The organism is Pseudomonas sp. Irchel s3h9, assembly GCF_900187475.1.
Classification (GTDB): domain Bacteria; phylum Pseudomonadota; class Gammaproteobacteria; order Pseudomonadales; family Pseudomonadaceae; genus Aquipseudomonas; species Aquipseudomonas neuropathica.
Map to the genome: position 1 here is coordinate 22,051 of NZ_FYDH01000006.1, position 25,895 is coordinate 47,945.

At 59.2% G+C, this 25,895-nt stretch carries 22 protein-coding genes; 19 read left to right on the plus strand and 3 right to left on the minus strand.

Annotation, left to right across the window (positions count from 1 at the left end; translation table 11 throughout):
* The first annotated feature begins 6 nt into the window (after positions 1–6).
* The 14 genes from CKW26_RS11455 (at position 7) to CKW26_RS11525 (ending at position 19,436) form a co-directional block, all read left to right on the plus strand.
* A complete protein-coding gene (locus tag CKW26_RS11455) occupies positions 7–183 on the plus strand; it encodes a hypothetical protein (RefSeq protein WP_003176118.1) in 177 nt (58 codons plus the stop codon).
* Positions 167–3,121, plus strand: coding sequence for a sensor histidine kinase (locus CKW26_RS11460; protein ID WP_176471287.1), 2,955 nt, complete (start codon positions 167–169; stop codon positions 3,119–3,121). The genes CKW26_RS11455 and CKW26_RS11460 overlap by 17 nt, the downstream gene beginning before the upstream one ends.
* A 22-nt stretch (positions 3,122–3,143) precedes the next feature.
* Positions 3,144–4,580 carry a sigma-54 dependent transcriptional regulator gene (locus CKW26_RS11465; RefSeq protein ID WP_095048667.1) on the plus strand — a complete coding sequence of 479 codons (1,437 nt, stop codon included), beginning with the start codon at positions 3,144–3,146 and terminating at the stop codon, positions 4,578–4,580.
* Positions 4,581–5,314: 734 nt separating this feature from the next.
* Positions 5,315–6,715 carry a polynucleotide adenylyltransferase PcnB gene (locus CKW26_RS11475; RefSeq protein WP_095048669.1) on the plus strand — a complete coding sequence of 467 codons (1,401 nt, stop codon included), beginning with the start codon at positions 5,315–5,317 and terminating at the stop codon, positions 6,713–6,715.
* A 4-nt stretch (positions 6,716–6,719) separates the two neighbouring features.
* Positions 6,720–7,205: a 2-amino-4-hydroxy-6-hydroxymethyldihydropteridine diphosphokinase gene (folK, locus tag CKW26_RS11480; RefSeq protein ID WP_095048670.1), complete on the plus strand. Its 486-nt coding sequence runs from the start codon at positions 6,720–6,722 to the stop codon at positions 7,203–7,205.
* Positions 7,206–7,602: 397 nt separating this feature from the next.
* On the plus strand, positions 7,603–8,403 hold the full coding sequence (panB, locus tag CKW26_RS11485) for a 3-methyl-2-oxobutanoate hydroxymethyltransferase (RefSeq protein WP_095048671.1): 801 nt from the start codon (positions 7,603–7,605) through the stop codon (positions 8,401–8,403).
* Positions 8,400–9,260, plus strand: a complete 861-nt coding sequence (gene panC / locus CKW26_RS11490) for a pantoate--beta-alanine ligase (protein ID WP_095048672.1) — start codon at positions 8,400–8,402, stop codon at positions 9,258–9,260. The genes panB and panC overlap by 4 nt, the downstream gene beginning before the upstream one ends.
* A gap of 210 nt (positions 9,261–9,470) precedes the next feature.
* Positions 9,471–9,851, plus strand: coding sequence for an aspartate 1-decarboxylase (panD, locus tag CKW26_RS11495; protein ID WP_095048673.1), 381 nt, complete (start codon positions 9,471–9,473; stop codon positions 9,849–9,851).
* 229 nt (positions 9,852–10,080) lie between these two features.
* A complete protein-coding gene (pgi, locus tag CKW26_RS11500) occupies positions 10,081–11,745 on the plus strand; it encodes a glucose-6-phosphate isomerase (protein WP_095048674.1) in 1,665 nt (554 codons plus the stop codon).
* Between the two features lie 230 nt (positions 11,746–11,975).
* Positions 11,976–13,913, plus strand: coding sequence for an acetate--CoA ligase (acs, locus tag CKW26_RS11505; protein WP_095048675.1), 1,938 nt, complete (start codon positions 11,976–11,978; stop codon positions 13,911–13,913).
* 51 nt (positions 13,914–13,964) lie between these two features.
* Positions 13,965–14,837: an oxygenase MpaB family protein gene (locus tag CKW26_RS11510; RefSeq protein WP_095048676.1), complete on the plus strand. Its 873-nt coding sequence runs from the start codon at positions 13,965–13,967 to the stop codon at positions 14,835–14,837.
* 138 nt (positions 14,838–14,975) lie between these two features.
* On the plus strand, positions 14,976–15,992 hold the full coding sequence (locus tag CKW26_RS11515; RefSeq protein ID WP_095048677.1) for a class I SAM-dependent rRNA methyltransferase: 1,017 nt from the start codon (positions 14,976–14,978) through the stop codon (positions 15,990–15,992).
* 199 nt (positions 15,993–16,191) lie between these two features.
* Positions 16,192–19,140: a DUF748 domain-containing protein gene (locus CKW26_RS11520; RefSeq protein ID WP_095048678.1), complete on the plus strand. Its 2,949-nt coding sequence runs from the start codon at positions 16,192–16,194 to the stop codon at positions 19,138–19,140.
* The gene (locus CKW26_RS11525) at positions 19,140–19,436 is read left to right on the plus strand and encodes a DUF2845 domain-containing protein (RefSeq protein ID WP_095048679.1); all 297 of its coding nucleotides are present in this window, start codon (positions 19,140–19,142) and stop codon (positions 19,434–19,436) included. The genes CKW26_RS11520 and CKW26_RS11525 overlap by 1 nt, the downstream gene beginning before the upstream one ends.
* A gap of 287 nt (positions 19,437–19,723) precedes the next feature.
* Here CKW26_RS11525 and CKW26_RS11530 read toward each other — a convergent pair whose 3' ends face one another.
* Together CKW26_RS11530 and CKW26_RS11535 are read right to left on the minus strand one after the other, a co-directional pair.
* Positions 19,724–20,080: a BON domain-containing protein gene (locus CKW26_RS11530; protein ID WP_047600285.1), complete on the minus strand. Its 357-nt coding sequence runs from the start codon at positions 20,078–20,080 to the stop codon at positions 19,724–19,726.
* Between the two features lie 294 nt (positions 20,081–20,374).
* Positions 20,375–20,806 (minus strand): pilin, encoded by a 432-nt coding sequence (locus tag CKW26_RS11535; protein ID WP_095048680.1) that lies wholly within the window; start codon positions 20,804–20,806, stop codon positions 20,375–20,377.
* 226 nt (positions 20,807–21,032) lie between these two features.
* On the opposite strand from CKW26_RS11535, the gene pilB reads away from it, so the two are divergent.
* From pilB to yacG, 5 genes are read left to right on the plus strand one after another with little or no spacing between them, the layout of a single operon-like run.
* Positions 21,033–22,733, plus strand: a complete 1,701-nt coding sequence (gene pilB / locus CKW26_RS11540) for a type IV-A pilus assembly ATPase PilB (RefSeq protein ID WP_095048681.1) — start codon at positions 21,033–21,035, stop codon at positions 22,731–22,733.
* A gap of 2 nt (positions 22,734–22,735) precedes the next feature.
* The gene (locus tag CKW26_RS11545; RefSeq protein ID WP_093434875.1) at positions 22,736–23,953 is read left to right on the plus strand and encodes a type II secretion system F family protein; all 1,218 of its coding nucleotides are present in this window, start codon (positions 22,736–22,738) and stop codon (positions 23,951–23,953) included.
* Between the two features lies 1 nt (position 23,954).
* Positions 23,955–24,827: an A24 family peptidase gene (locus CKW26_RS11550; RefSeq protein ID WP_095048682.1), complete on the plus strand. Its 873-nt coding sequence runs from the start codon at positions 23,955–23,957 to the stop codon at positions 24,825–24,827.
* Positions 24,824–25,447 (plus strand): dephospho-CoA kinase, encoded by a 624-nt coding sequence (gene coaE / locus CKW26_RS11555; RefSeq protein ID WP_095048683.1) that lies wholly within the window; start codon positions 24,824–24,826, stop codon positions 25,445–25,447. Before CKW26_RS11550 ends, coaE begins: the two co-directional genes overlap by 4 nt.
* Positions 25,444–25,644, plus strand: a complete 201-nt coding sequence (gene yacG, locus CKW26_RS11560) for a DNA gyrase inhibitor YacG (RefSeq protein ID WP_095048684.1) — start codon at positions 25,444–25,446, stop codon at positions 25,642–25,644. Before coaE ends, yacG begins: the two co-directional genes overlap by 4 nt.
* A 6-nt stretch (positions 25,645–25,650) precedes the next feature.
* Here yacG and CKW26_RS11565 read toward each other — a convergent pair whose 3' ends face one another.
* On the minus strand, positions 25,651–25,866 hold the full coding sequence (locus tag CKW26_RS11565; protein WP_095048685.1) for a hypothetical protein: 216 nt from the start codon (positions 25,864–25,866) through the stop codon (positions 25,651–25,653).
* Between the last annotated feature and the right edge of the window lie 29 nt (positions 25,867–25,895).

The window sequence follows — 25,895 nt, forward strand, 5'->3', positions numbered from 1 at the left end:
GCCGGGATGTACATCTATCGCTTGGTCCTGCTTTTAGTCGTGGGGATCTACCTGTTTTCCCCCGCCATCATGGATTGGTGGATCGACGCTACGGGCGCCTGGTATCGCCCCTATCTGCTCTGGCTGATCCTGATTGTCGTGACCTTCATCCTGCAGAGCCAAAAAGATGCCGATGAGCTTTAGCCTGACCCAGATGATCCTGATCAGCGCCGCGTACCTGGCGGTGCTGTTCGGCGTCGCCTGGATCAGCGAACGGGGCATGATCCCGCGGGCGATCATTCGCCACCCGCTGACCTACACCTTGTCGCTGGGGGTTTACGCCAGTGCGTGGGCGTTCTACGGCACGGTCGGCCTCGCCTATCAGTACGGCTACGGCTTTCTGTCCAGTTACCTCGGCGTGTCCGGCGCATTTCTGCTGGCGCCGGTGTTGCTCTATCCGATTCTGAAGATCACCCGCACTTATCAATTATCGTCGCTGGCCGATCTGTTCGCGTTTCGCTTTCGCAGCACCTGGGCCGGCGCGCTGACCACGATTTTCATGCTGATCGGTGTGCTGCCGCTGCTGGCGTTGCAGATTCAGGCGGTGGCCGACTCCATCGGCATTCTGACCGGCGAGCCGATCCAGAGTCGCGTGGCGCTGGCGTTCTGTGCGCTGATCATCCTGTTCACGATTTTCTTCGGCTCCCGGCATATCGCCACTCGTGAGAAGCACGAAGGACTGGTGTTTGCGATTGCCTTCGAGTCGGTGATCAAACTGATCGCTCTCGGCGGCGTCGGTCTGTATGCGCTGTACGGCGTGTTCGATGGCCCGCAACAGCTGGAACTGTGGCTGCTGCAAAACCAGACCGCCCTCGCCGCTCTGCACACGCCGTTGCAGGAAGGCCCGTGGCGCACGTTATTGCTGGTGTTCTTTGCCTCGGCGATCGTGATGCCGCACATGTATCACATGACCTTTACCGAAAACCTCAATCCGCGCTCGCTGGTCAGTGCGAGCTGGGGCCTGCCGCTGTTCCTGCTGCTGATGAGCCTGGCGGTGCCGCTGATTCTATGGGCCGGCCTCAAACTCGGCGCCACAACCAACCCGGAATACTTCACCCTCGGCATCGGCATCGCCGCCAACAGCAAACCGCTGGCGTTGCTCGCCTATGTCGGCGGTTTATCGGCGGCCAGCGGGCTGATCATCGTCACCACGCTGGCGCTGTCGGGCATGGCGCTGAACCACTTGGTTTTGCCGCTCTACCAGCCGCCGGCCGAAGGCAACATCTACCGTTGGCTGAAGTGGACCCGCCGCGCGCTGATCGTCGCGATCATCATGGCCGGTTTCGGTTTCTACTTGATGCTTGGCGCCGAGCAGGATCTGGCCAACCTCGGCATCGTCGCGTTTGTCGCAACCCTGCAATTCCTGCCTGGGGTGTTGTCGGTGTTGTACTGGCCGACCGCCAACCGTCGCGGCTTTATCGCCGGTCTGCTGGCGGGGATTCTGGTCTGGGTAGTGACCATGCTGCTGCCGCTGGTCGGCAATCTGCAGGGTTTCTACATACCGCTGCTGAACATGATTTACGTGCTCGACGACACCAGTTGGCACATGGCGGCCATCGCTTCGCTCGCTGCCAACGTGTTGATGTTCACCCTGATCTCGCTGTTCACCAACGCCAGTCCCGAAGAGGCCAGCGCTGCCGAAGCCTGCGCTGTGGATAACGTTCGTCGCCCGCAGCGGCGTGAGCTGCATGCCGCTTCGCCACAGGAATTCGCCACACAACTGGCGAAACCGTTGGGCGCCAAGGCTGCGCAGAAAGAAGTCGAGCAGGCCCTGCGCGATCTTTATCTGCCGTTCGACGAACGCCGTCCGTACGCCTTGCGCCGTTTGCGTGACCGCATCGAAGCCAACCTCTCCGGCCTGATGGGCCCGAGCGTGGCCCAGGACATGGTGGAAACCTTCCTGCCGTACAAGGCCGGCGGCGAAAACTACGTGACCGAAGACATCCACTTCATCGAAAGCCGCCTCGAGGATTACCACTCGCGCCTCACAGGCCTGGCCGCCGAACTCGATGCCCTGCGTCGTTACCACCGCCAAACCTTGCAAGAACTGCCGATGGGCGTCTGCTCGCTGGCCAAGGATCAAGAGATCCTGATGTGGAACAAGGCCATGGAAGAACTCACCGGAATCGCCGCACAGCGCGTGGTCGGTTCGCGCCTGAGTACCATCGGCGAGCCATGGAAAGGCCTGCTGCAAGGTTTCATCGATCTGCCGGACGAGCATTTGCACAAACAGCATTTGGCCCTCGATGGCCAAACCCGCTGGTTGAACCTGCACAAAGCGGCAATCGACGAACCGTTGGCACCGGGTAACAGCGGCCTGGTGCTACTGGTCGAAGATTTGACCGAAACGCAGATGCTCGAAGACAAATTGGTGCACTCCGAGCGTCTGGCCAGCATTGGTCGTCTCGCGGCGGGTGTGGCTCACGAAATCGGCAACCCGATCACCGGCATCGCTTGTCTTGCGCAAAACCTGCGCGAAGAACGTGAAGACGACGGCGAGCTGACGGAAATCAGCGGACAGATTCTCGAACAGACCAAACGCGTCTCGCGCATTGTCCAGTCGCTGATGAGCTTCGCCCACGCCGGCAGCCACCAGCACAGTGACGAGCCCGTTTGCCTGGCCGAAGTGGCGCAGGATGCGATTGGTCTGCTGGCGCTGAACCGACGCAATTTCGAAGTGCAGTTCTACAACCTCTGCGATCCTGATCATTGGGTCGAGGGCGATCCGCAGCGACTTGCCCAGGTACTGATCAATCTGCTCTCCAACGCCCGCGACGCCTCACCGCCGCACAGTGCGGTACGGGTCAAGAGCGAAGCCGGCGAACACACGGTCGATCTGATCGTCGAAGACGAAGGCAGCGGTATTCCGAAGAACATCATGGACAGATTGTTCGAACCCTTCTTCACCACCAAGGATCCTGGCGAAGGCACCGGTCTGGGCCTTGCACTGGTCTATTCCATCGTTGAAGAGCATTATGGACAAATCACCATCGACAGCCCGGCTGATGTACAAAGCCAACGCGGCACCCGTATCCGGGTGACCTTACCGCGTCATGTCGAAGCGACGTCCGCTGTGAACTGAGACCGTCGAGAGTATCGAATCAATGCCGCACATTTTGATCGTCGAAGACGAAACAATTATCCGCTCCGCCTTGCGCCGCCTGCTGGAACGCAACCAGTACCAGGTCAGCGAAGCCGGTTCAGTGCAGGAAGCACAAGAACGCTTCACCATTCCTACGTTCGATCTGATCGTCAGCGATCTGCGTTTGCCGGGCGCTCCGGGCACCGAGCTGATCAAGCTCGGCCAGGGCACGCCGGTGCTGATCATGACCAGTTACGCCAGCCTGCGCTCGGCGGTCGACTCGATGAAGATGGGCGCGGTGGATTACATCGCCAAGCCTTTCGACCACGATGAAATGCTTCAGGCTGTCGCACGGATCCTGCGTGATCGCCAATCGGCACCGGCGGCCGGCGAAGCGGTTGCCAGCAAACCGGCCAATGGCAGCGGCAAATCTGCCGTCGACAACAGCAATGGCGAGATTGGCATCATCGGTTCCTGCCCACCGATGCAGGATCTGTACAGCAAGATCCGCAAAGTCGCGCCAACCGATTCCAATGTGTTGATCCAGGGCGAGTCCGGCACCGGTAAAGAACTGGTGGCCCGCGCGCTGCACAACCTGTCGAAACGCGCCAAGGCGCCGATGATCTCGGTGAACTGCGCAGCCATTCCGGAAAGCCTGATCGAGTCCGAACTGTTCGGCCACGAGAAAGGCGCATTCACCGGCGCCAGCGCCGGGCGTGCCGGTCTGGTCGAAGCGGCGGACGGCGGCACCTTGTTCCTCGACGAAATCGGCGAACTGCCGCTGGAAGCTCAGGCTCGCCTGCTGCGTGTGTTGCAGGAAGGCGAAATTCGCCGTGTTGGCTCGGTGCAGTCGCAGAAGGTCGATGTACGCCTGATCGCGGCCACTCACCGGGATCTCAAGAGCCTGGCGAAAATCGGCCAGTTCCGTGAAGACCTTTATTACCGTCTGCACGTGATCGCACTGAAACTACCGGCCCTGCGCGAGCGCGGCGCTGACGTCAACGAAATCGCTACTGCCTTCCTCGCTCGTCAGAGCGCACGCATCAACCGTACCGACCTGAAGTTTGCCGCGGATGCCGAACAGGCGATCCGTCATTATTCCTGGCCGGGTAACGTACGTGAGCTGGAGAACGCGGTCGAGCGCGCAGTGATTCTGAGCGAAAGCCCGGAAATCTCCGCCGACCTGCTGGGCATCGACATCGAGCTGAGCGATCTGGAAGACGACGAGTTCATCGGTCTGCCGCCACAAACGGCGGGTAACGCCAGCAACAGCAGCCATGAGCCGACCGAAGACCTGTCGCTGGAAGACTACTTCCAGCACTTCGTTCTCGAGCACCAGGACCACATGACCGAGACCGAACTGGCGCGCAAACTGGGCGTCAGCCGTAAATGTCTGTGGGAGCGCCGTCAGCGTCTAGGCATCCCACGGCGCAAGACCGGGGTCGCCAGCGAGAGCTGAACGTTACCTGTCGAGTGTGCGGGTAACGCTTGAAGATGTGAAAAAACTGTTACCTCAGTCGATTCACGTAACAGAAGCCGGGGTTATCGGTAACGAAACCCCGGCTTTTTTTCGCCCCGACAAAACGGTTATATCGACCTAACCCCTTGTTTTATTGGGCTTCGCAAAAGTTGGCACGCCCCCTGCTATATGTTTGGTACAAGAACAATAACAAGCAATGCACAAGACAATAAAAATAAGACGAATCGACTCACGCACAATAAAAACAAGACGGCGAGAGGCGCAGCTAACTGATTCTTTTGGAGAGGCGTTGTATTTGGGGCTTGCCCCACGACCAGGCCGAGAACAACAAAAACTGTCCTAAGACAGAGCCTGTACTGGTTGGATCGAGAGATCACTGCAATTCAGCGACCAAAGCAATCCGTTTGCTCTTGGCTCCCGATTGGGAGGGTCACGAAGGACACACTTCGTGGCGAGGGCACTCAACAAAAACAAGAAGCCCGAATCAATAATAAAAAGAGCACGCAACTACTTCTTGGGGAGCTTCGGCTCCCCTTGTAGTTTCTCCTCCCTGGTAAAATCCTCCATTTTATTCGCGCGCGATGCCTGTAGCCTGCGGCTTGCAGCTCAAATCGGCCGTGTCCTACACCATCCCCCGACTAAATGCTAGAATCTGCGCCCATCATGCGGTCATTCTTTGGTATGGCCGAACATTCCTTCAAACAGTGCATCCCATGCTGAAGAAGTTGTTCCAGTCATTCCGAACTCCCGTGCGTCGTACGCAACACATCCGCAGCACCCCTGAAGTGCTCAACAGCGGTCAACATTCGCTGCAGAAAACGCAATTCAGCCGCTATGCGGTGAATATTGTCGAACGCCTGCAAGGTGCCGGTTACCAGGCTTATCTGGTCGGCGGTTGCGTGCGTGACATGCTGCTGGGCATCACGCCCAAGGATTTCGACGTCGCCACCAGCGCCACCCCCGAGCAAGTCCGTGCCGAATTCCGCAATGCGCGGATCATTGGCCGTCGCTTCAAACTGGTGCACATCCATTTCGGTCGCGAAATCATCGAAGTCGCGACCTTCCGCGCCAATCACCCGGTCAACGAAGACGACGAAGACAGCAACCAGTCTTCGCGTAACGAGAGCGGGCGCATTCTGCGCGACAACGTTTACGGCACCCTGGAAGAAGACGCGCAACGCCGCGACTTCACCATCAACGCCCTGTATTACGATCCGGTCAGTGAGCGCATCCTCGATTACGCCAATGGCGTACACGACATCCGCAATCACCTGATCCGTCTGATCGGTGATCCGAAGCAGCGCTACCAGGAAGACCCGGTGCGCATGCTGCGCGCCGTGCGTTTTGCCGCCAAGCTCAACTTCGGCATCGAAAAGCACACCGTGCAACCGATCCGTGAATTGGCGCCGATGCTGCGCGAGATCCCGTCGGCACGCCTGTTCGAAGAAGTGCTCAAGCTGTTCCTTTCGGGACACGGCGCAATCACCTTCGAAATGCTGGTCGATCTGCAACTGTTCGCCCCGCTGTTCCCGGCCAGTGCCGATGCGCTGGAACACAACCCGGAATACACCCACACACTGATCAGCGAAGCGCTGACCAACACTGACCTGCGCATCAAGCAGAACAAACCGGTGACCCCGGCGTTCCTGTTTGCCGCGCTGCTGTGGCCTGCCCTGCCGGCTCGCGTGTTGCGCTTGCAGGAACGTGGCATGCCGCCGATCCCGGCGATGCAGGAAGGCGCCCACGAGCTGATCGCCGAACAGTGCCAGCGCATCGCGATTCCGAAACGTTTCACCATGCCGATCCGCGAGATCTGGGACATGCAGGAGCGTCTGCCACGCCGCAGCGGCAAACGTGCCGACCTGTTGCTGGACAATCCGCGTTTCCGCGCCGGTTACGACTTCCTCCTGCTGCGTGAAAGCGCGGGCGAAGAAACGGACGGCCTGGGCGAATGGTGGACTGATTATCAGGACGCCAACGACAGCGAACGTCGCGACATGATCCGCGACCTCAGCGGCAAGGGCGATGACGCTAGCGGCGCGCCACGTAAACGTCGCCGCAGCGGCGGCTCCAAGCGCAAACGCGCCGGCGCCCCGAGCGCTACAGGCGAATAAAGGCATGGAACGCATCTACATCGGCATGGGCAGCAACCTCGCTGACCCGGCCGAACAGTTACGCAGCGCCGTCGAAGCGCTTGGGCAATTGCCGCAGACCACACTCGCGGGCGTTTCCGCCTTCTATCAAAGCGACTCGTTGCTGCCAGGCCAACCGCGGTACACCAACGCGGTCGCTGCTCTCGACAGCGATCTTGCGCCGATTGAACTGCTCGACGCGCTGCAAGCCATCGAGAATGATCAGGGCCGCGAGCGCCTGGAGCGCTGGGGCCCGCGCACGTTGGACCTGGATATTCTGCTGTTCGGTGATCGACTGATCGACAAACCGCGCCTGAAAGTCCCGCATTATCAGATTCAGGAACGTGCGTTCGTGCTCTATCCCCTTGCCGAACTGGCGCCGCAAGATCTGCGTCTGGCCGATGGCCGCAGCCTGTCTGATCTGCTGGCAGCCTGCCCGTTCGTCGGCCTGGAACGCCTCTCGACAGATTGATTGCAATCCCCTGTGGGAGCGAGCCTGCTCGCGAAAGCGGAGTGTCATTCAATACTATGTTGACTGATCAGCCGCCTTCGCGAGCAGGCTCGCTCCCACATTGGTTTATTGCATACGCTGGATTTTGTCGGACAAAAACCCGTCGAATCAGGCCCGCCGCAGCGCTGAATCGCATCAGTAACGCCGGTAACACTCCCCTCGTAACAATGCGGTAACACACGCAATTGACTTCCTGTTGGCTCATCACGACTATAGGCGTCCCGCTGCCGCCAACCCGGCACATACGGGCGCAATCCAGGCCTTATAAGCACGACAAAAGAGCGTGCGCCTGAGTAGATGAAGAATCACGCGCGTTACTCGCAGTAGTTTCCAGAGCGCCTGAACGAGGATTTTTTACATGCCAGCCATCACCCTGACCACGCTCCAGAGCCTCAAGCAGAAAGGTGAAAAGATCACCATGCTGACCTGCTATGACGCGACCTTCGCCCACGCCTGCAACGAAGCTGGTGTCGAAGTGCTGCTGGTGGGCGACTCCCTCGGCATGGTCCTGCAAGGTCACGACAGCACTTTGCCGGTGTCCACCGCAGAAATGGCCTACCACACCGCGTGCGTCAAACGCGGCAACACTGATGCCCTGATTCTGGCCGACCTGCCCTTTATGGCTAACGCCACCCTTGAACAAACCATGACTAACAGCGCCATGCTGATGCAGGCCGGTGCGCACATGGTCAAGGTCGAAGGTCAGTTGTGGCTGGCCGAGTCGATCCGTCTGCTTGCCGAGCGCGGGGTACCGGTTTGCGCGCACATGGGTCTGACCCCACAAGCGGTGAACATCCTCGGCGGCTACAAAGTGCAGGGTCGCAACGAGAACCAGGCGCGGCAGATGCGTGCCGATGCGATCTCGCTGGAACAGGCCGGCGCCGCCATGCTGCTGCTCGAATGCGTACCGAGCGAACTAGCTGCCGAAATCAGCCAGGCGGTGAAGATTCCAGTCATCGGCATCGGCGCCGGTAACGCCACCGACGGCCAGGTCCTGGTACTGCACGACATGCTCGGCCTGTCGATCACCGGCCGCGTGCCGAAATTTGTCAAAAACTTCATGCACGGCCAGGACAGCATCCAGTCCGCGCTAAAGGCTTACGTCAACGAAGTCAAAGCCACCACGTTCCCTGGCATCGAACACGGATTCTCTGCATGAACACCGTTAAAACCGTACGCGAACTACGCGCCGCCGTAGCCCGCGCCCGCAGCGAAGGCAAGCGCATCGGCTTTGTGCCGACCATGGGCAACCTGCACAGCGGTCACGTTGCACTGATCACCAAAGCCACCCAACGTGTGGACTTCGTGGTCGCGAGTATTTTCGTCAACCCGCTGCAGTTCGGCGCCGGCGAAGACCTCGATAAATACCCGCGCACGTTGGCAGCGGATCAGGAGAAGCTGCTCGAAGCCGGTTGTTCTCTCCTCTTCGCGCCGACTGTCGAAGAAATGTACCCCGACGGCATGGCCGGACAGACTCGGGTCAGCGTGCCGCAGTTGTCCGAAGGCCTGTGCGGCGCCAGCCGTCCGGGGCATTTCGAGGGTGTGGCGACCGTCGTCAGCAAACTGTTCAACATGGTCCAGCCGGATCTGGCGATTTTCGGTCAGAAGGATTACCAGCAACTGGCGGTGATCCGCGCGCTGGTGCATGACCTGAACATGCCGATCCAGATCATTGGCGAACCGACCGTGCGTGCAGCCGATGGCCTGGCGCTGTCATCGCGCAATGGCTTCCTCAACGAGGAACAGCGCGCGGTGGCTCCGGTGGTCTATCGCTCGCTGAGCAACATTGCCGAGTCGATCAAGCAAGGCCAACGCGACTTCCCGGCAATGATCAGTGCCCAGGTACAGCAGCTGGAAACGGCGGGCCTGCGTCCGGATTACTTGGAAATACGCCATGCACTGACCTTGCGTCCGGCGACGGCGGAGGATCGCGATCTGGTGATTCTGGTGGCGGCGTTTCTTGGCACTACTCGGTTGATCGACAACCTGCACCTGAATCTCGATACACCCGCTTAAAAACACCGCAATACCCCCTGTAGGAGTGAGCCTGCTCGCGATAGCGGTGAGTCAGTCAGCATTAGTGTTGAATGACACACCGCTATCGCGAGCAGGCTCACTCCTACAGTGGTTTTCGGTGTTATGAAAATTGCGTTTCAAGCCTTATTGCCGCCCCTAAAGCCTTCGGGCACACTGCCCGCCGTTCGATTCCAACCCGGGAAAACCCTCATGCACGCGATCATGCTCAAGGCCAAACTGCACCGCGCCGAAGTCACTCATGCAGTGCTCGATTACGAAGGTTCGTGCGCCATCGATGGTGAGTGGCTGGACTTGTCCGGCATTCGTGAATACGAGCAGATCCAGATTTATAACGTCGACAACGGCGAGCGTTTCACCACCTACGCGATCCGTGGCGAAGAAGGTTCGCGGATGATCTCGGTCAATGGCGCCGCTGCGCACAAGGCCAAGGTTGGCGACCGCGTAATCATTTGTGCCTACGCCCATTACAGCGAAGCCGATCTGGTCAATTTCAAGCCGCGCATGCTTTACATGGCGCCAGGCAACGAGCTGAGTCACACCAGCAACGCCATCCCGGTTCAGCTCGCCTGATCCCGATTTCGCCCCGCCCCCTCCGTTTGTCGGCCAGTTCCCGGCCTCGATGTTAAAAAAGTACAGGGATCTGGTCAGACAAAGTCAAGACAGAACGCAGCGCGAGGTTTACTGTATTCGCCCTGTGTCCAGAAATCGTGTCGACGCAGTTGATCCCATGCCCAAACATGGCGTGCCGGGTCTGTTCAGTGTTCAAAAGGCCGTTCAAGTAAAAAGGAAAACCGCAGCGATGGCGTATTACCTCACTCCTCAAGACGTTACCGCTCTGCCCGCCTGGCAAGCGTTGAAAGACCACCGCCAAGCCATGCAGGATTTCAGCATGCGCGAAGCCTTCAACGCCGATCCGCAGCGCTTCAATCAATTCACCCTCAGCAGCTGCGGACTGTTTCTCGATTATTCGAAGAATTTGATCAACGCCCAGACCCGCAACCTGCTGGTCGGTCTGGCCAATGAAGTCGATCTGAAGGGCGCGATCAAAGCGCTGTTCGACGGCGAAATCGTCAACACCTCCGAAGGCCGCCCGGCGCTGCACACCGCCCTGCGCCGCCCGGTAGGAGACAAACTGTCGGTCAATGGCGTCAACGTGATGCCGGAAGTCCACAAGGTCTTGAACCAGATCACCGATCTGGTTGGCCGCATTCACGACGGTCTGTGGCGTGGTTACACCGAAAAGCCGATCACTGATGTGGTGAACATCGGCATCGGTGGCTCGTTCCTCGGCCCTGAGCTGGTGTCCGAAGCGCTGCTGTCGTACGCGCAGAAAGGCGTGCGTTGCCATTATCTGGCGAACATCGACGGCAGCGAATTCCACGAGCTGACGCAGAAACTGCGCGCCGAGACCACACTGTTCATCGTTTCGTCGAAGTCGTTCAACACCCTCGAAACCCTGAAGAACGCTCAGGCTGCTCGTGCCTGGTACCTGGCGCAGGGCGGTTCGGAAGCCGAGCTGTATCGTCACTTCATCGCCGTATCGAGCAACAACGCAGCGGCCGTTGCGTTCGGTATCCGCGAAGAAAACATCTTCCCGATGTGGGATTGGGTCGGCGGTCGTTATTCGCTGTGGTCGGCCATCGGTTTGCCGATCGCCCTGGCCATCGGCATGTCCAACTTCAAGGAACTGCTGTCCGGCGCCTACACCATGGACCAGCATTTCCAGACCGCACCGTTCGAACAGAACATGCCGGTGCTGCTGGCCCTGCTCGGTGTGTGGTACGGCAACTTCTGGGGCGCGCAAAGCCACGCGATCCTGCCGTACGACCACTATCTGCGTAACATCACCAAGCACTTGCAACAGCTGGACATGGAATCCAACGGCAAGAGCGTGCGTCAGGACGGCACGCCGGTGTCGACCGATACCGGTCCGGTGATCTGGGGCGGCGTCGGCTGCAACGGTCAGCACGCCTACCACCAGTTGCTGCATCAAGGTTCGCAGTTGATTCCGGCCGATTTCATCGTGCCGATCGTCAGCTTCAACCCGGTCTCCGACCACCACCAGTGGCTGTACGCCAACTGCCTGTCGCAGAGCCAGGCGCTGATGCTCGGCAAGACCTTGCCGGAAGCCGAGCAGGAACTGCGCGACAAGGGCATGAGCGAAGATGAAGTGCACAAGCTCGCGCCGCACAAGGTGATCCCGGGCAACCGTCCGAGCAACACCCTCGTGGTCGAGCGCATTAGCCCGCGTCGTCTCGGCGCACTGGTGGCGATGTATGAACACAAAGTGTTCGTGCAAAGCGTGGTCTGGGGCATCAACGCCTTCGACCAATGGGGCGTGGAACTGGGCAAGGAACTGGGCAAAGGCGTTTACAACCGTCTGGTCGGCAGCGATGAAAGCACTGCTGATGACCCTTCCACTCAGGGCTTGATCAACTACTTCCGCGGTCGTCACCGCGGGTGATAGGCTGAAGGGGCGGTTTGCCTGCCCCTACAGCTTGCAACATCGACAGTTCCACGGCACCGGGCTAATCGCAGAATCGGTGGCGTACACGATCCCTGTAGGAGCTGCCGAAGGCTGCGATCTTTTGATCTTGACCTTAAAAAACAAGATCAAAAGATCGCAGCCTTCGGCAGCTCCTACGAGGGTCGTACAGCTCCCCTCTTGTCGCACAACAAGAATAAGGAACCGTCATGTTCGATATCAGCACGTTCCCCAAAGCCGATGCCGTCCGCCGGGCTGCGCAATTGAGTCAGGATGACTATCGGCGCCTGTACCGCGAATCCATTGAACACCCCAGCACCTTCTGGGCCGAACAGGCCACGCGGTTCCTCGACTGGAGCACGCCGTGGCAGACCGTTCAGCGCTACGACCTGAAAACCGGTGAAGCCGCCTGGTTTGTCGGTGCGAAGCTGAACGTCAGTTACAACTGCATCGACCGCCATCTGGACAAGCGCGGAGATCAGACCGCCCTGCTCTGGGAGGGCGACGACCCGGCAGAATCAGCGCAAATCACTTATAAAAAACTCCATCACCACGTCTGCCGCCTGGCCAACGTGCTGAAAAGCCGTGGTGTGAAGAAAGGCGACCGGGTGTGCATCTACATGCCAATGATCCCCGAGGCCGCATATGCCATGCTTGCCTGTTCGCGGATCGGCGCAATCCATTCGGTGGTGTTTGGCGGGTTCTCCCCCGATTCCCTGCGTGACCGCATCCTTGATGCTGACTGCCGCACGGTGATCACCGCCGATGAAGGCGTGCGCGGTGGCAAGTTCGTGCCGCTGAAGCAGAACGTCGATAAAGCCCTGCAAAGTTGCCCCGACGTCAGTACTGTCGTGGTGGTCGAACGCACCCAGGGCAAAGTCGATTGGGTCGAGGGTCGCGACCTCTGGTATCACCAGGCCGTGCGCGAGGTCAGCGACGATTGCCCACCGGAGCCGATGGACGCCGAAGACCCGCTGTTCATCCTCTACACCTCCGGCAGCACCGGCAAACCCAAAGGCGTGCTGCACACCACCGGCGGCTACCTGCTGCAAGCGGCGATGACCTTCAAGTACGTGCTCGATTACCGCGACGGCGAAGTGTTCTGGTGCACCGCTGACGTCGGCTGGGTTACCGGCCACAGCTACATCGTCTACGGCCCGCTGGCCAATGGTGCGACCACGCTGATGTTCGAAGGCGTGCCGAGCTATCCGAGCAGTTCACGTTTCTGGCAGGTGATCGACAAACACAAAGTCAACATCTTCTACACCGCGCCGACCGCCCTGCGCGCGTTGATGCGTGAAGGTGCCGAACCGTTGAAGGAAACCTCGCGCGCCAGCCTCAGATTACTCGGCAGCGTCGGTGAGCCGATCAACCCGGAAGCGTGGGAATGGTATTTCAATGTCGTCGGAGAACAGCGCTGCCCCATCGTCGACACTTGGTGGCAGACCGAAACCGGCGGCATCATGCTCAGCCCGCTGGTCAGCGCCCAGCGAATCAAGCCTGGCTGCGCCACGCAACCGATGTTCGGCGTGCAACCGGTGCTGCTCGATGAGCACGGCAAGGAAATCAAAGGCGCCGGCAGTGGCGTGCTGGCGATCAAGTCGAGTTGGCCAGCGCAGATCCGCAGCGTCTATGGCGACCCGCAGCGCATGGTCGACACCTATTTCAAACCCTACCCCGGCTACTACTTCACCGGCGACGGCGCACGCCGCGATGAGGACGGCGATTACTGGATAACCGGGCGCATCGATGACGTGATCAACGTCTCCGGCCACCGCATCGGTACCGCCGAAGTGGAAAGCGCACTGGTATTGCACGACAGCATCGCCGAGGCCGCCGTGGTTGGTTACCCCCACGACGTCAAAGGTCAGGGCATCTACGCCTTCGTCACACCCATGAACGGCACCGAACCCAATGACGAGTTGAAGAAAGAATTGCTGGCCCACGTCAGCAAGGAAATCGGCAGCTTCGCCAAACCGGATCTGATCCAGTGGGCGCCGGCCTTGCCGAAAACCCGTTCAGGCAAGATCATGCGGCGCATCTTGCGCAAGATCGCCTGCAACGAACTCGACAGCCTCGGTGATACCTCGACCCTGGCCGATCCGAGTGTGGTGCAAGGCCTGATCGACAAGCGCCTCAATCAGTAACACCCCGGGCGCGGTCCATCGGCCGCGCCCTCCCTTCTTCACTGAGTGTTCATGGAATTCATCCGCAGCCGTATCGAACAGCAACTCATGAGCCTGACCGGGCTGTCGCTCGGTCAGCTCGACCTGGAAAACCCCAAGGGCGATCCCGGCCTGTTCGGCCCGGATTCGATCAGCTGGCAGGTGCACGGCGATTTCAGCAGCATGTTGATCGGCGGCATCAGCGCGCTGTTGCTGCAAGCTTTGCATCCGCTGGCACTGGCCGGGGTCTGGGATCATTCGAACTTTCGTGAAGACATGCTCGGGCGCTTGCGGCGTACCAGTCAGTTCGTCTCCGGCACTACGTTTGGCTCAAGAAAAGACGCCGACTGGCTGATCGAGAAAGTGCGCACCATTCACCTGCAAGTGGTCGGCACCGCGCCGGACGGACGACCTTACGCGGCCAGCGATCCGGATTTGCTGACCTGGGTGCATGTGGCGGAAGTCAGCAACTTTCTTGCCGCGCATTTGCGCTATCGCAACCCGCAGTTGTCAAGCATGGATCAGGATCGCTATTACGCGGAAATCGCCGTGGTGGCTGAACGTTTGGGCGCGCGGGATGTGCCGAAATCGCGGCAAGCCGTGGCTGATTATCTGCAACGCATGCGCCCGCAGTTGCTGTGCGATGAGCGCAGTCGTGAGGTTTTGCGCTTGCTGCTCAACGCCCCGGCGCCGAGTGTTCTGGCCCGGCCGTTTGGCGATCTGATGATGAAGGCCGGTATCGACCTGTTGCCGGACTGGGCCAGCGACATGCTTGATGTGCGACAGAGTTCGCTGCAACGGCAACTGATTCGCGCCAGCGTCCGGCGCAGCGCACCGATGCTGCGCTGGGCGATGCGCAATGGTTCGGTGCAACGGGCTAAACGACGAATGGGTTTGCTGACCTAAAAGCTTCGCGAGCAGGCTCGCTCCCACATTTGGAATGCATTCCCATGTGGGAGCGAGCCTGCTCGCGAAGGGCGCAACTCGATTGCCCGCCAAGCTGCTAAACTCCCGCGCCCCAATTCTCACCAGCAAGGCGCCCGCATGTCTTCCTTGAATCAGGCGCTGCGCGCCGCCCTCGATCAACGCCAGGACTTGCTCGCTGAGCTGCACAGCCAGGGCACCGATTGCTATCGGCTGTTCCACGGCAGCCAGGAAGGCGCCGGCGGCCTGACCATCGACCGCTACGGCCCGCAACTGCTGGTGCAAAGCTTCCACCAGACGCTGGAGCGTGACGACCTGCTGCAACTGCACGCCATGGTTAATCAGAGCCTGGGGATGGAAACCTTGCTGGTTTACAACGACCGTTCCCGTGGCAACTCGCGCATCGACCGGGAAGACAGCGTCTACAAAGCTGAAGACGCGGCACTGGCCGATCTGGTCGGCCACGAATGGGGCCTCAACTACCGGGTGCGCGGACGCCATGCTGGACAGGATCCGCTGCTGTTCCTCGACCTGCGCAACACCCGTGGCTGGGTCAAGGATCACGCCCAAGGCAAATCCGTGCTCAACCTATTCGCCTACACCTGCGGCGTTGGCCTCAGTGCGGCCGCAGGTGGCGCGCGCGAAGTGTGCAACCTGGATTTCGCCGAGGGTAATCTGGCGGTCGGTCGCGAAAACGGTCTGCTCAATCCGCAGTTGCCCGAGATGCAGTTCATTCAGTCCGATTACTTTCCGGCGATCCGGCAACTCGCCGGTCTGCCGATCAGTCAGCGCCGTGGACAGAAACTGCCGAGCTACCAGCGCCTCGATCAGCGCCAATATGATCTGGTCCTGCTCGACCCGCCCGCCTGGGCCAAGAGCGCATTCGGCACCGTCGACCTGCTGCGCGACTATCAGAGCCTGCTCAAACCGGCCCTGCTGACCACCGCCGACAATGGCGTGTTGATCTGCTGCAACAATCTGGCGAAAGTCAGCATGGACGACTGGCGCGAGCAAGTGCTGCGCTGCGCCGAGAAGGCCGGGCGACCGGTGCGTGAGTGGAGCGTGATGACCCCAGGCGCCGACTTCCCGTCGATGGATCAGCAACCGCCGCTGAAAACCCTGATCCTCCAGCTATAAACAACCCTGTGGGAGCTGGCTTGCCAGCGATTGCGGTGGGTCAGTCAACAAAGTTGTCGACTGGTATTGCCTCATCGCTGGCAAGCCAGCTCCCACAGGGGTTCTGTGTTTTGAGACAAATCTGAACAATCCTGCCCCACGCGAGGTACTTCGGAACCAGAATCGCGTGCCATACTCCAAGGCACTCCGATTCAGACAGATGAAGCCGCACATGCCCAAAGGATTGATTCGCGCGATTGGCGCCTTGTTGACTGCTCTGGCCCTCTACAGCCTGCTGGGGTTTCTGATTTTGCCGGGCATCGCCCTGCGTGTGGCCAATCAACAACTGGCCAATTACGCAACGGTGCCTGCGCATATCCAGCGTATCGAGCTCAACCCGTTCAGCCTTGAAGTTACCTTGTGGGGACTGGTGATCGGCGAGCCGGGCAAGGAGCAGGTCGGTTTCGATCGCCTGTACGCCGACCTGCAAATCGACAGTCTGTGGACCAAAGCTCTGCATCTGGCGAACATCGAGCTGGACAAGCCAAAGACCGAAATCCTTTTCGCCAAAGACGGCAAGCTCAACCTGCTCGGCCTGTTCAATGTCCCGGCCAGCGAGCCGACACCGGCCGACCCGGACGCCAAGCCCTTCCCGCTGCGCATCGACAACATCAAACTGGCCGGCGGCGTCGTGCACTTTGAGGACGTGCGCCCCAGCGAACCCATCGAGTTTCTCTACGATGACCTCAGCTTCGAGCTGAAAAACCTCAGCACCCTGCCCGAAGACAGCGCCGACATGACCCTGGTCGCCATCGGCCCGGCCGGTGGCCGGATCGACTGGAGTGGCAATTTCAGCCTGATCCCGTTCACTTCCGAAGGCACCCTGAAAGTCACCGACGGCAAGATGAAAGCGTTCTGGCCCTACGTGCGTGACTCGGTACCGCTGGTACTCGAAGATGGTGTGATTAGCCTCAGCAGCGAATACAAACTCAATCTGTCGAAAGAAACCGAACTGCAGTTGAACAATGTCGCAGTGAGCATCGCGCCATTCGCCATCAAGGCTCCGGACGGGCGGCCACTGGCGAAACTTGAACGCCTCGACGTCAGCGAGACCTCGGTGGATCTGGCCAAACAACAAGTCGTAGTCGGCAAGATCCGCAGCAACAAACTGGAAACCTGGGCGGCGCTCGAAGCCGACGGCCAACTCGACTGGCAGAAACTGTTTGCCAGCCAGCCATCGAAACCGGCTGCCAAAGCGGCTGCCGAACCGGCGAACACACCGGCAGCTGCCGACTCGCCGAAAACCCCACCGGCGCCGAGCAAACCGTGGCAGGTGCTGCTCAAAGACGTGCAATTGCGCAATTACACCGTGCATCTGGCCGACCGCTCGGCCAAACCGGCAGTAGCACTGGACATCACCCCGCTGAATGTCGATCTGCAGGATTTCGACAGCCTCAACGGCTCGCCCTTCAAGCTCAAGCTCGATAGCGGCGTGGGCAAACAAGGCAAGATCACGGCTGACGGCACGGTCAATCTCGCCCCGGTCAACGCCCAGCTCAACGTGAAAACCCAGGACATCGACCTGCGCGTCGCGCAGTCCTACATCAACCCATTCATTCGCCTGGAACTGCGCAGCGGCATGCTCGGCAGTGATCTCAAGGTCAATCTCAAGAGCACCGAGCCGCTGGCCCTAAGCGTCACCGGGCGCGCGCAGATCGATCAACTGCACACCCTCGACACCCTGAAAACCCGCGATTTCCTCAAGTGGCAGCAGGTGGTGGTCGAAGGCTTGAACTATCAGCACGGCGACAGCCTGTCGATTGACAAGGTCAACCTGTTCCAGCCGTATGTGCGGTTCATGATCAACGATGATCGCACCACCAACATCGATGATCTGCTGATCCCGCAGCCCGCCGACAGCGGCACCAAAAGCGCAGCAGCGAAACCGGCCAGCAACGAGAAACCGCTGGGCATTCACATCGGCGGCATCGCCATCAACGACGGTTCGGCCAACTTCGCCGACTTCAGCCTGACGCCGAACTTCGCCACCGCCGTGCAGCAGCTCAACGGCCAGATCGGCACCATCGACAGCCGTCAGGCGAAACCGGCCAGCGTCGACATCAAAGGCAAGGTCGATCGCTATGCTCCAGTGACCATCAAGGGCGCGGTCAATCCGTTCGACCCGATGGCCAGCCTCGACATCGCCACCAGTTTCAAACGCGTCGAGCTGACCACGTTGACGCCCTACTCCGGCAAATTCGCCGGTTACCGCATCCGCAAGGGCCGGCTCAACCTCGACCTGCATTACCTGATTACCAAGGGCCAGCTAAAAGCCGAAAACAAAGTGGTGGTCGAGCAATTGCAGCTCGGTGAGAAAGTCGACAGCCCGGATGCTGTGAGCCTGCCACTGAAACTGGCGATTGCCTTGCTCAAGGACGTCGACGGCAAGATCTCCATCGAGTTGCCGGTGACCGGCGACTTGAACAACCCGCAATTCAGCGTGATGCCGATTGTCTGGCAGACCCTGCGCAATCTCATCGTCAAAGCCGCTGCCGCACCCTTCAAAATGATTGGCGGGCTGATCAGTGGTGGCAGTTCGCAAGACCTTGGCACCGTGTCGTTTGCTCCGGGTTCCAGCGAGTTGAGCAAGGATGCCGAAGCGGCGCTGATCAAACTGTCTCAAGCGCTGAAGGAGCGTCCGGCACTGCGTCTAGAGATCGAAGGCACTGCCGCCAAAAGCAGTGACGGCCCGTTACTCGCCGAGCAACGTCTGGAACGTGAATACCAGTACAACTACTACAAGATGCTCCAACGTCGCGGCGATAAAGTCCCGGCCCAAGCTTCGTTGCTGCAAGTACCAGACAGCGAAAAAGGTCCACTGCTCGAAGGCATTTACCGCACCCGTCTGAAAACCCAGCCGCCAGCCGAATGGAAGGATCTGGGCAAGGAAGAACGCACGGCGAAGATGCGTGAAGGCGTGATCCAGTTCTGGAGTGGCAGCGATGTGCTGCTGCGTCAGTTGGGTCAGGACCGTGCCAGCAGCATCAAGGATTATCTGGTCGATAAAGGCCAACTGGCAGACGACCGCGTGTACTTCATCGACGCCAACCTGGGCGAGGCCGAAAGCGATGGCCGCGTGGTCACGCAAATGCATCTGGACGCCGAATGATGAAACTAAAGTGGCTGGCCTTGATCGCGATGACCTTCGCGGCCAGCCACGCCTCGGCCTCCGATACCCTGCGCTGCGGCAGTCAGCTGATCAGCCTGGGCGACCGTTCCAGCGAAGTCCTGCAAAAGTGTGGTGAGCCGGTCAGCCGTGATGTGTTGGGCTACAAGCGCAGCGCCAATCGCCGCGAAGAGTTTCAGGTCGAGGAGTGGACCTACGGCCCGAGCAACGGCATGTACCAATACCTGCGCTTCGAAGGCAATCGCCTGCGGCAGATCAACAGCAAACGCGGTAACTGACCCGAAACCGATCCCCCCTGTAGGAGTGAGCCTGCTCGCGATAGCGGTGTGTCAGTCAACACATTAATCGGCTGATACACCGCTATCGCGAGCAGGCTCACTCCTACAGTTGTTTTGTGGTGCCATTTGATTCTTTCGTCCCTGAAATAGAACAGGCCCCGACACAAGTGCCGGGGCCCGTAATGGTCACCTCCGTGTGACCGTTCGCATGAACTCTAAAGTTGCGGCAGACGTATTGCTCGGCCCGTCTGTCGCGCCTTCTCCCGGTCCAGGCGAGAAGTCATGCCTTACTCGGCTTTCAGGCCGTCAGCGGAGACCGCTTTAACGCCTTTGATTTTCTTGGCGATCGCAACAGCAACGTCTTTCTGCGATTCAGTTACAGCAGTAGTCGACGAAAGCGATACAACGCCTTTGTTGGTTTCTACTTTGATGTCAGTACCTGGAATGCCTTTTTCGGTGACCAGGTCAGCTTTGACTTTGGTAGTGATCCAAGTGTCGGAAGTAGCTTCTTTAGCCTGGGTGACTTCACCGGCAGCCAGAGTCATTGGAGCCTGGGTAGCCTGAGTGGATTGTGCGAATGCACCGGAAGCCATGGTCAGGGTCAGCGCGGTAGCAGCAGCGGCAGTGATAGCGAACTTCTTCATACGAGTAACTCCTGTTTTTCTGGAAAGTCTGCTGGTTGTCTTGTCAGCAGGGTTACCAAGGTAGTTGCGAACGCTGTGCCAACTTTTTCGAACGAACAATATTCTTAATAATCAATAACTTACAGATATCACCAATTTCCGAAATCATGCAATTTGCATGAACTGGCCAATGTTCGCATGCAAGTTGCGGTTTTTGGGAAAGTTCCTAAGACGCTGAAATTATTGAAGCTTTTTAGAAGTGTGAACCAAGAAAAATGCCCCGCATTGCGGGGCATTTGGCAGTCCATCAACAACTCAGGTACCGCTGGCAGTACATCCTTTTGGCGAATAGTCCGGTGCAACGGTCGTACCGCAAGTCCATACGCCCGCACCGGTTCCGGAGGAACGAGTAAGCGTGATGGTTTTATCCAGCACCGGACCTGGCGCATTTTTAATCGTGCAGACGATCGAACCTGCACCCGAAGATGCGGTACCTGTTGCAGACACTGAGCAGTTGGAGGTTAAAACAGTTGCACTGCCAGCCACGTTTGTATTGGTAGGATCGGTGCCCTGATTGATCACATCCTCAAACGGCACTTTCATCGCACTGATTTCCGCCAGCCCCGCCGTCACCTTCGACCGCGCCTGATACTTGGAATACTGCGGCAAGGCGATGGTCGCCAGAATCCCGATGATTGCCACCACGATCAGCAGTTCGATCAGCGTAAACCCTTGTTGTTTTTTCATAGACACGCTCCATGCATGAGTCGAATTCTCATGATCTGAAAGTGACGCAGCATAGGCCATGCCAATGCCTTCAAGACCCGCCCATTGGGGCGCGAAGCGCTTGCAACGCCAATTCCTACAACCTGCAACCGCACTATCTGACACTTTTTGTCACCTGCATCCGCCGTGTTTGGCGCTGTCACTTGACTAGGCTATAAGTCATGAACGGCAAGCGTGCGGAATCCCCATGAATGACATCGCTCTGAGCGGTCTGGCCAAGCAATTGGTCCAGGCCGAACTGCTCACGGAAAAAAGCGCCCAGCAAGCTTGGCAACAGGCCCAACGCAATCGTCTGTCGCTGGTCAGCTATCTGGTGCAGAACAAACTGGTCAAGAGCTCACAGGTCGCCGAGATCGCCTCCGAGCATTTCGGCATGGCCTTGCTTGATCTCAACTGCCTGGACAAGGAAACCCAGCCCAAAGGCCTGGTCAGCGAAAAACTCGTGCGTCAGCATCACGCCATGCCCTTGTGGCGTCGCGGCAACAAGCTGTTCGTGGGCATTTCCGACCCGAGCAATCATCAAGCAATCAACGACATCCAGTTCAGTACCGGGCTGAGCACCGAAGCCATTCTGGTCGAGGACGACAAACTTACCGATGCCATCGAGAAATTCTTCGACACCCACACCAGCGGTCTGGAGGACATGGCCGATGTCGATCTCGACGGGGTCGATGTCGAATCCGTCGACGACAGCAAGCAGGACGCCATCGGCGGGCTCGACGCCGACGATGCGCCGGTGGTGCGCTTCGTGCACAAGATGTTGCTGGATGCGATCAAGAGTGGCTCTTCCGACTTGCACTTCGAGCCTTACGAAAAAAACTACCGGGTGCGGGTGCGCACCGACGGCATCCTGCGCGAGGTTGCCAAACCGCCGATTCAATTGGCCGGGCGCATCGCCGCACGCCTGAAAGTCATGGCCAGCCTGGATATTTCGGAACGGCGCAAACCTCAGGACGGGCGGATCAAGATGCGCCTGTCGAAAAGCAAGTCGATCGATTTCCGGGTCAACACGCTGCCGACCCTGTGGGGCGAAAAAGTGGTGATCCGGATTCTCGACCCGTCCAGCGCGCAGATCGGTATCGACGCGCTCGGCTATGAGCCAGAGCAGAAAGACCTGTACATGGCCGCACTCAAGCAGCCACAGGGCATGATTCTGGTCACCGGGCCGACCGGTTCGGGTAAAACCGTTTCGCTGTATACCGGCCTGAACATCCTCAACACCGTCGACATCAATATCTCCACCGCCGAAGACCCGGTGGAAATCAACATGGAAGGCATCAACCAGGTCAACGTCAATCCCAAGCAAGGGCTCGACTTTGCCCAGGCACTGCGCTCGTTTCTGCGTCAGGACCCGGACGTGATCATGGTCGGCGAGATTCGTGATCTGGAAACTGCCGAGATTGCGATCAAGGCTGCGCAGACCGGTCACCTGGTGCTCTCGACCCTGCACACCAACAGCGCTGCGGAAACCCTGACGCGCCTGCACAACATGGGTATTCCCGGTTTCAACATCGCTACCTCGGTCAGCCTGATCATCGCCCAGCGCCTGGCGCGCAAACTGTGCAGCCACTGCAAAAAAGCCATCGAGATCCCGCGCGAAACCTTACTCAAGGAAGGCTTCCCCGAGGAACGCATCGGCCATTTCACGATCTACGAGCCGGTCGGTTGCGATCACTGCAACGGCGGTTACAAAGGACGCGTGGGGATTTATGAAGTGGTGAAAAACACACCGGAGCTGCAACGCTTGATCATGGCCGAAGGCAATTCGCTGGAAATCGACCTGCAGATGCGCCGCGACGGCTTCGACGACCTGCGCACCTCCGGACTGCACAAGGCCATGCAAGGCATCACCAGTCTTGAAGAAATCAACCGGGTCACCAAGGACTGAACATGGCGGTCAAGGCAGCAAAAATCAGTATTTATGCCTGGGAAGGCACGGACAGAAAAGGCAGCAAAGTCACCGGTGAATTGAGCGGACAGAACCCGGCGCTGATCAAGGCACAATTGCGTAAACAGGGGATCAATCCCGGCAAGGTGCGCAAGAAATCCGCGTCATTGTTGAGCTTTGGCAAACGCATCAAGGCCCGGGACATTGCCCTGTTCACCCGGCAGATGGCGACCATGATGAAAGCCGGCGTACCGCTGTTGCAGTCGTTCGACATTATTGGCGAAGGCTTTGATAACCCGGCCATGCGCAAACTGGTGGACGACGTGAAACAGGAGGTCGCGGCCGGTAACAGCTTCGCCGCAGCCCTGCGCAAGAAACCGCAGTATTTCGACGAGTTGTATTGCAACCTGGTCGATGCCGGCGAACAGTCCGGCGCCCTCGACACCTTGCTCGAACGCGTCGCGACCTATAAGGAAAAAAGCGAAAGCCTCAAAGCCAAGATCAAGAAAGCCATGACCTATCCCACCGCCGTGGTGCTGGTCGCGGCTGTTGTCACCGGGATTCTGCTGGTCAAAGTAGTGCCACAATTTCAGTCAGTGTTTTCCGGTTTCGGCGCCGAACTGCCGGCGTTCACCCTGATGGTGATCAGCCTGTCGGAATTCATGCAGCAATGGTGGTGGGCCATTCTCGCTGCGCTGGTCGCGGCCATTTTCGGCACCCGCCACGCGCTGAAAACCTCCCAGGCACTGCGCGATCGCAAAGACACTTGGCTGCTGAAACTGCCACTGGTGGGCACGCTGATGTACAAGTCCGCCGTGGCGCGATTCGCTCGAACCTTGTCCACCACGTTTGCCGCCGGTGTGCCGTTGGTCGAAGCGCTTGACTCGGTGGCCGGCGCCACCGGCAACGTGGTCTTCAAGCGAGCCGTGCTGCGCATTCGCCAGGACGTGTCCACCGGTATGCAGCTGAATTTCTCGATGCGCAGCACCGGGGTCTTTCCCAGCATGGCCGTGCAAATGACCGCGATTGGCGAAGAGTCCGGCGCCCTGGATGACATGCTCGACAAGGTTGCGGGCTTTTACGAGGAAGAAGTGGATAACATGGTCGACAACCTCACCAGCCTCATGGAGCCGTTCATCATGGTCGTGCTGGGGGTAATCGTCGGCGGGCTGGTGGTGGCCATGTACCTGCCGATCTTCCAACTCGGCTCAGCGATCTGACATGCCTATCGACGAACTGTTTGCCGTGTATCCGCTAGCGTTTGTCGGCACCGCCCTGCTGCTGGGCCTGGTGGTCGGCAGCTTCCTCAATGTGCTGATATGGCGCCTGCCGAAAATGCTCGAACGCGACTGGCGCCAGCAGGCACACGATGTGCTCGGTTTGCCCGGCGAAGCCTCGCAACCCGTCTACAACCTGATGCTGCCGCACTCCGAATGCCCGCATTGCGCCCACCGTATTCGCCCGTGGGAAAACATTCCCCTGCTCAGTTATCTGTGGCTGCGTGGGCGCTGTTCAGCGTGCTCCGCACCGATCAGCAAACGTTATCCGTTGACCGAGCTGGCCTGTGGGCTGCTCTCGGCCTTCATCGCCTGGCACTTGGGTTTCGGTTGGCCGGCGTGCTTGCTGATCGTCCTCACCTGGGGTCTGCTGGCGATGAGTCTGATCGACACCGAGCATCAACTATTGCCTGATGTGCTGGTGTTGCCGTTGCTGTGGCTGGGGTTGATCGTCAACAGTTTCGGCCTGTTCGTGACCTTGCACGATGCGTTGTGGGGCGCGGTGGCCGGTTATCTGGCGCTGTGGTCAGTGTTCTGGCTGTTCAAGCTGCTGACCGGCAAGGATGGCATCGGTCATGGTGACTTCAAGCTGTTGGCGCTGCTGGGGGCATGGGGCGGCTGGCAGATTCTGCCGCTGACGATTCTGTTGTCATCACTGGTCGGCGCCATTATCGGGGTGATTTTGTTGCGCCTGCGAGAGCAAAAAACCTCGACGCCAATCCCCTTCGGCCCTTATCTGGCAATTGCCGGCTGGATTGCCTTGCTCTGGGGTGGTCAAATAACCGCCTTCTATTGGCAGTTTGTCGGTTTGAAATGAATACCCCTGTGCAAAAACCCTGGATTCTCGGCCTCACCGGCGGCATTGGCAGCGGCAAAAGCGCGGCGGCTCAGCACTTCATTGATCTGGGTATCCACGTGGTGGATGCCGATCACGCGGCGCGCTGGGTGGTTGAACCGGGGCGCCCGGCGCTGGCGAAGATTGCCGAACACTTCGGCCCCGACGTGTTGCAGGCCGATGGCACGCTGGATCGCGCTGCCCTGCGCAAACTGATCTTCGAAGAGCCGGAGCAACGCCGTTGGCTCGAAGCCCTGCTGCATCCGTTGATCGCCGAGGAAATCGCTCATCACCTGGCGCAGGCAAAATCGCCTTATGCGATTCTTGTGTCGCCGCTGCTGATCGAATCCGGGCAATACGCGATGACCCAGCGCATTCTGGTGATCGACGCTCCGCAACAATTGCAGATCGAACGCACTTTGCAGCGTGACCAGACCAGCGAGCAGCAGGTTCAGGCGATCCTCAAGGCCCAGTCGAGCCGCGAAGAGCGTGTGAGCCGCGCCGACGACGTGGTCGTCAACGACCGCGACCTCGCCTGGCTGCACAGCGAAGTCGAGCGTCTGCATCACTTTTACCTGACTTTATCCGGAGGCCAAGCATGAGCCAGATCCCCACCGTTGAATGCCCGACCTGCGGCGCCCCCGTGGAATTCATCCCCGAAAACAAGTTTCGGCCGTTCTGCTCTGATCGCTGCAAGCTGATCGACCTCGGCGCCTGGGCGTCGGAAGAACACAAGATTCCGGTCGCACCGGATGCCGAGGACGAACTGTTTTCCGGCGACTTCGATCCGCGTCACTGATCTCGATCAGGGCCGCATAAAGCCGTAGTCCTGATCGTCGTCGAGGTTTTCCGCCAGAAAGCGCAACTCGTCGGCCAGGTCTTCGGCGTTGCGCACGGCCTTGCTCTGCTGCACCACCGCATTGAGCAAGGCACGCAAACTCAACCCCGGGTCAAAGCCCACCTCCTGCGCCATGTCCAGACTCTGCCGGGTCTCCTGCCTTGCCCACTCGTAAACACTCATGCCGCTGCTCCTGAAGGGATTTGCGTGAG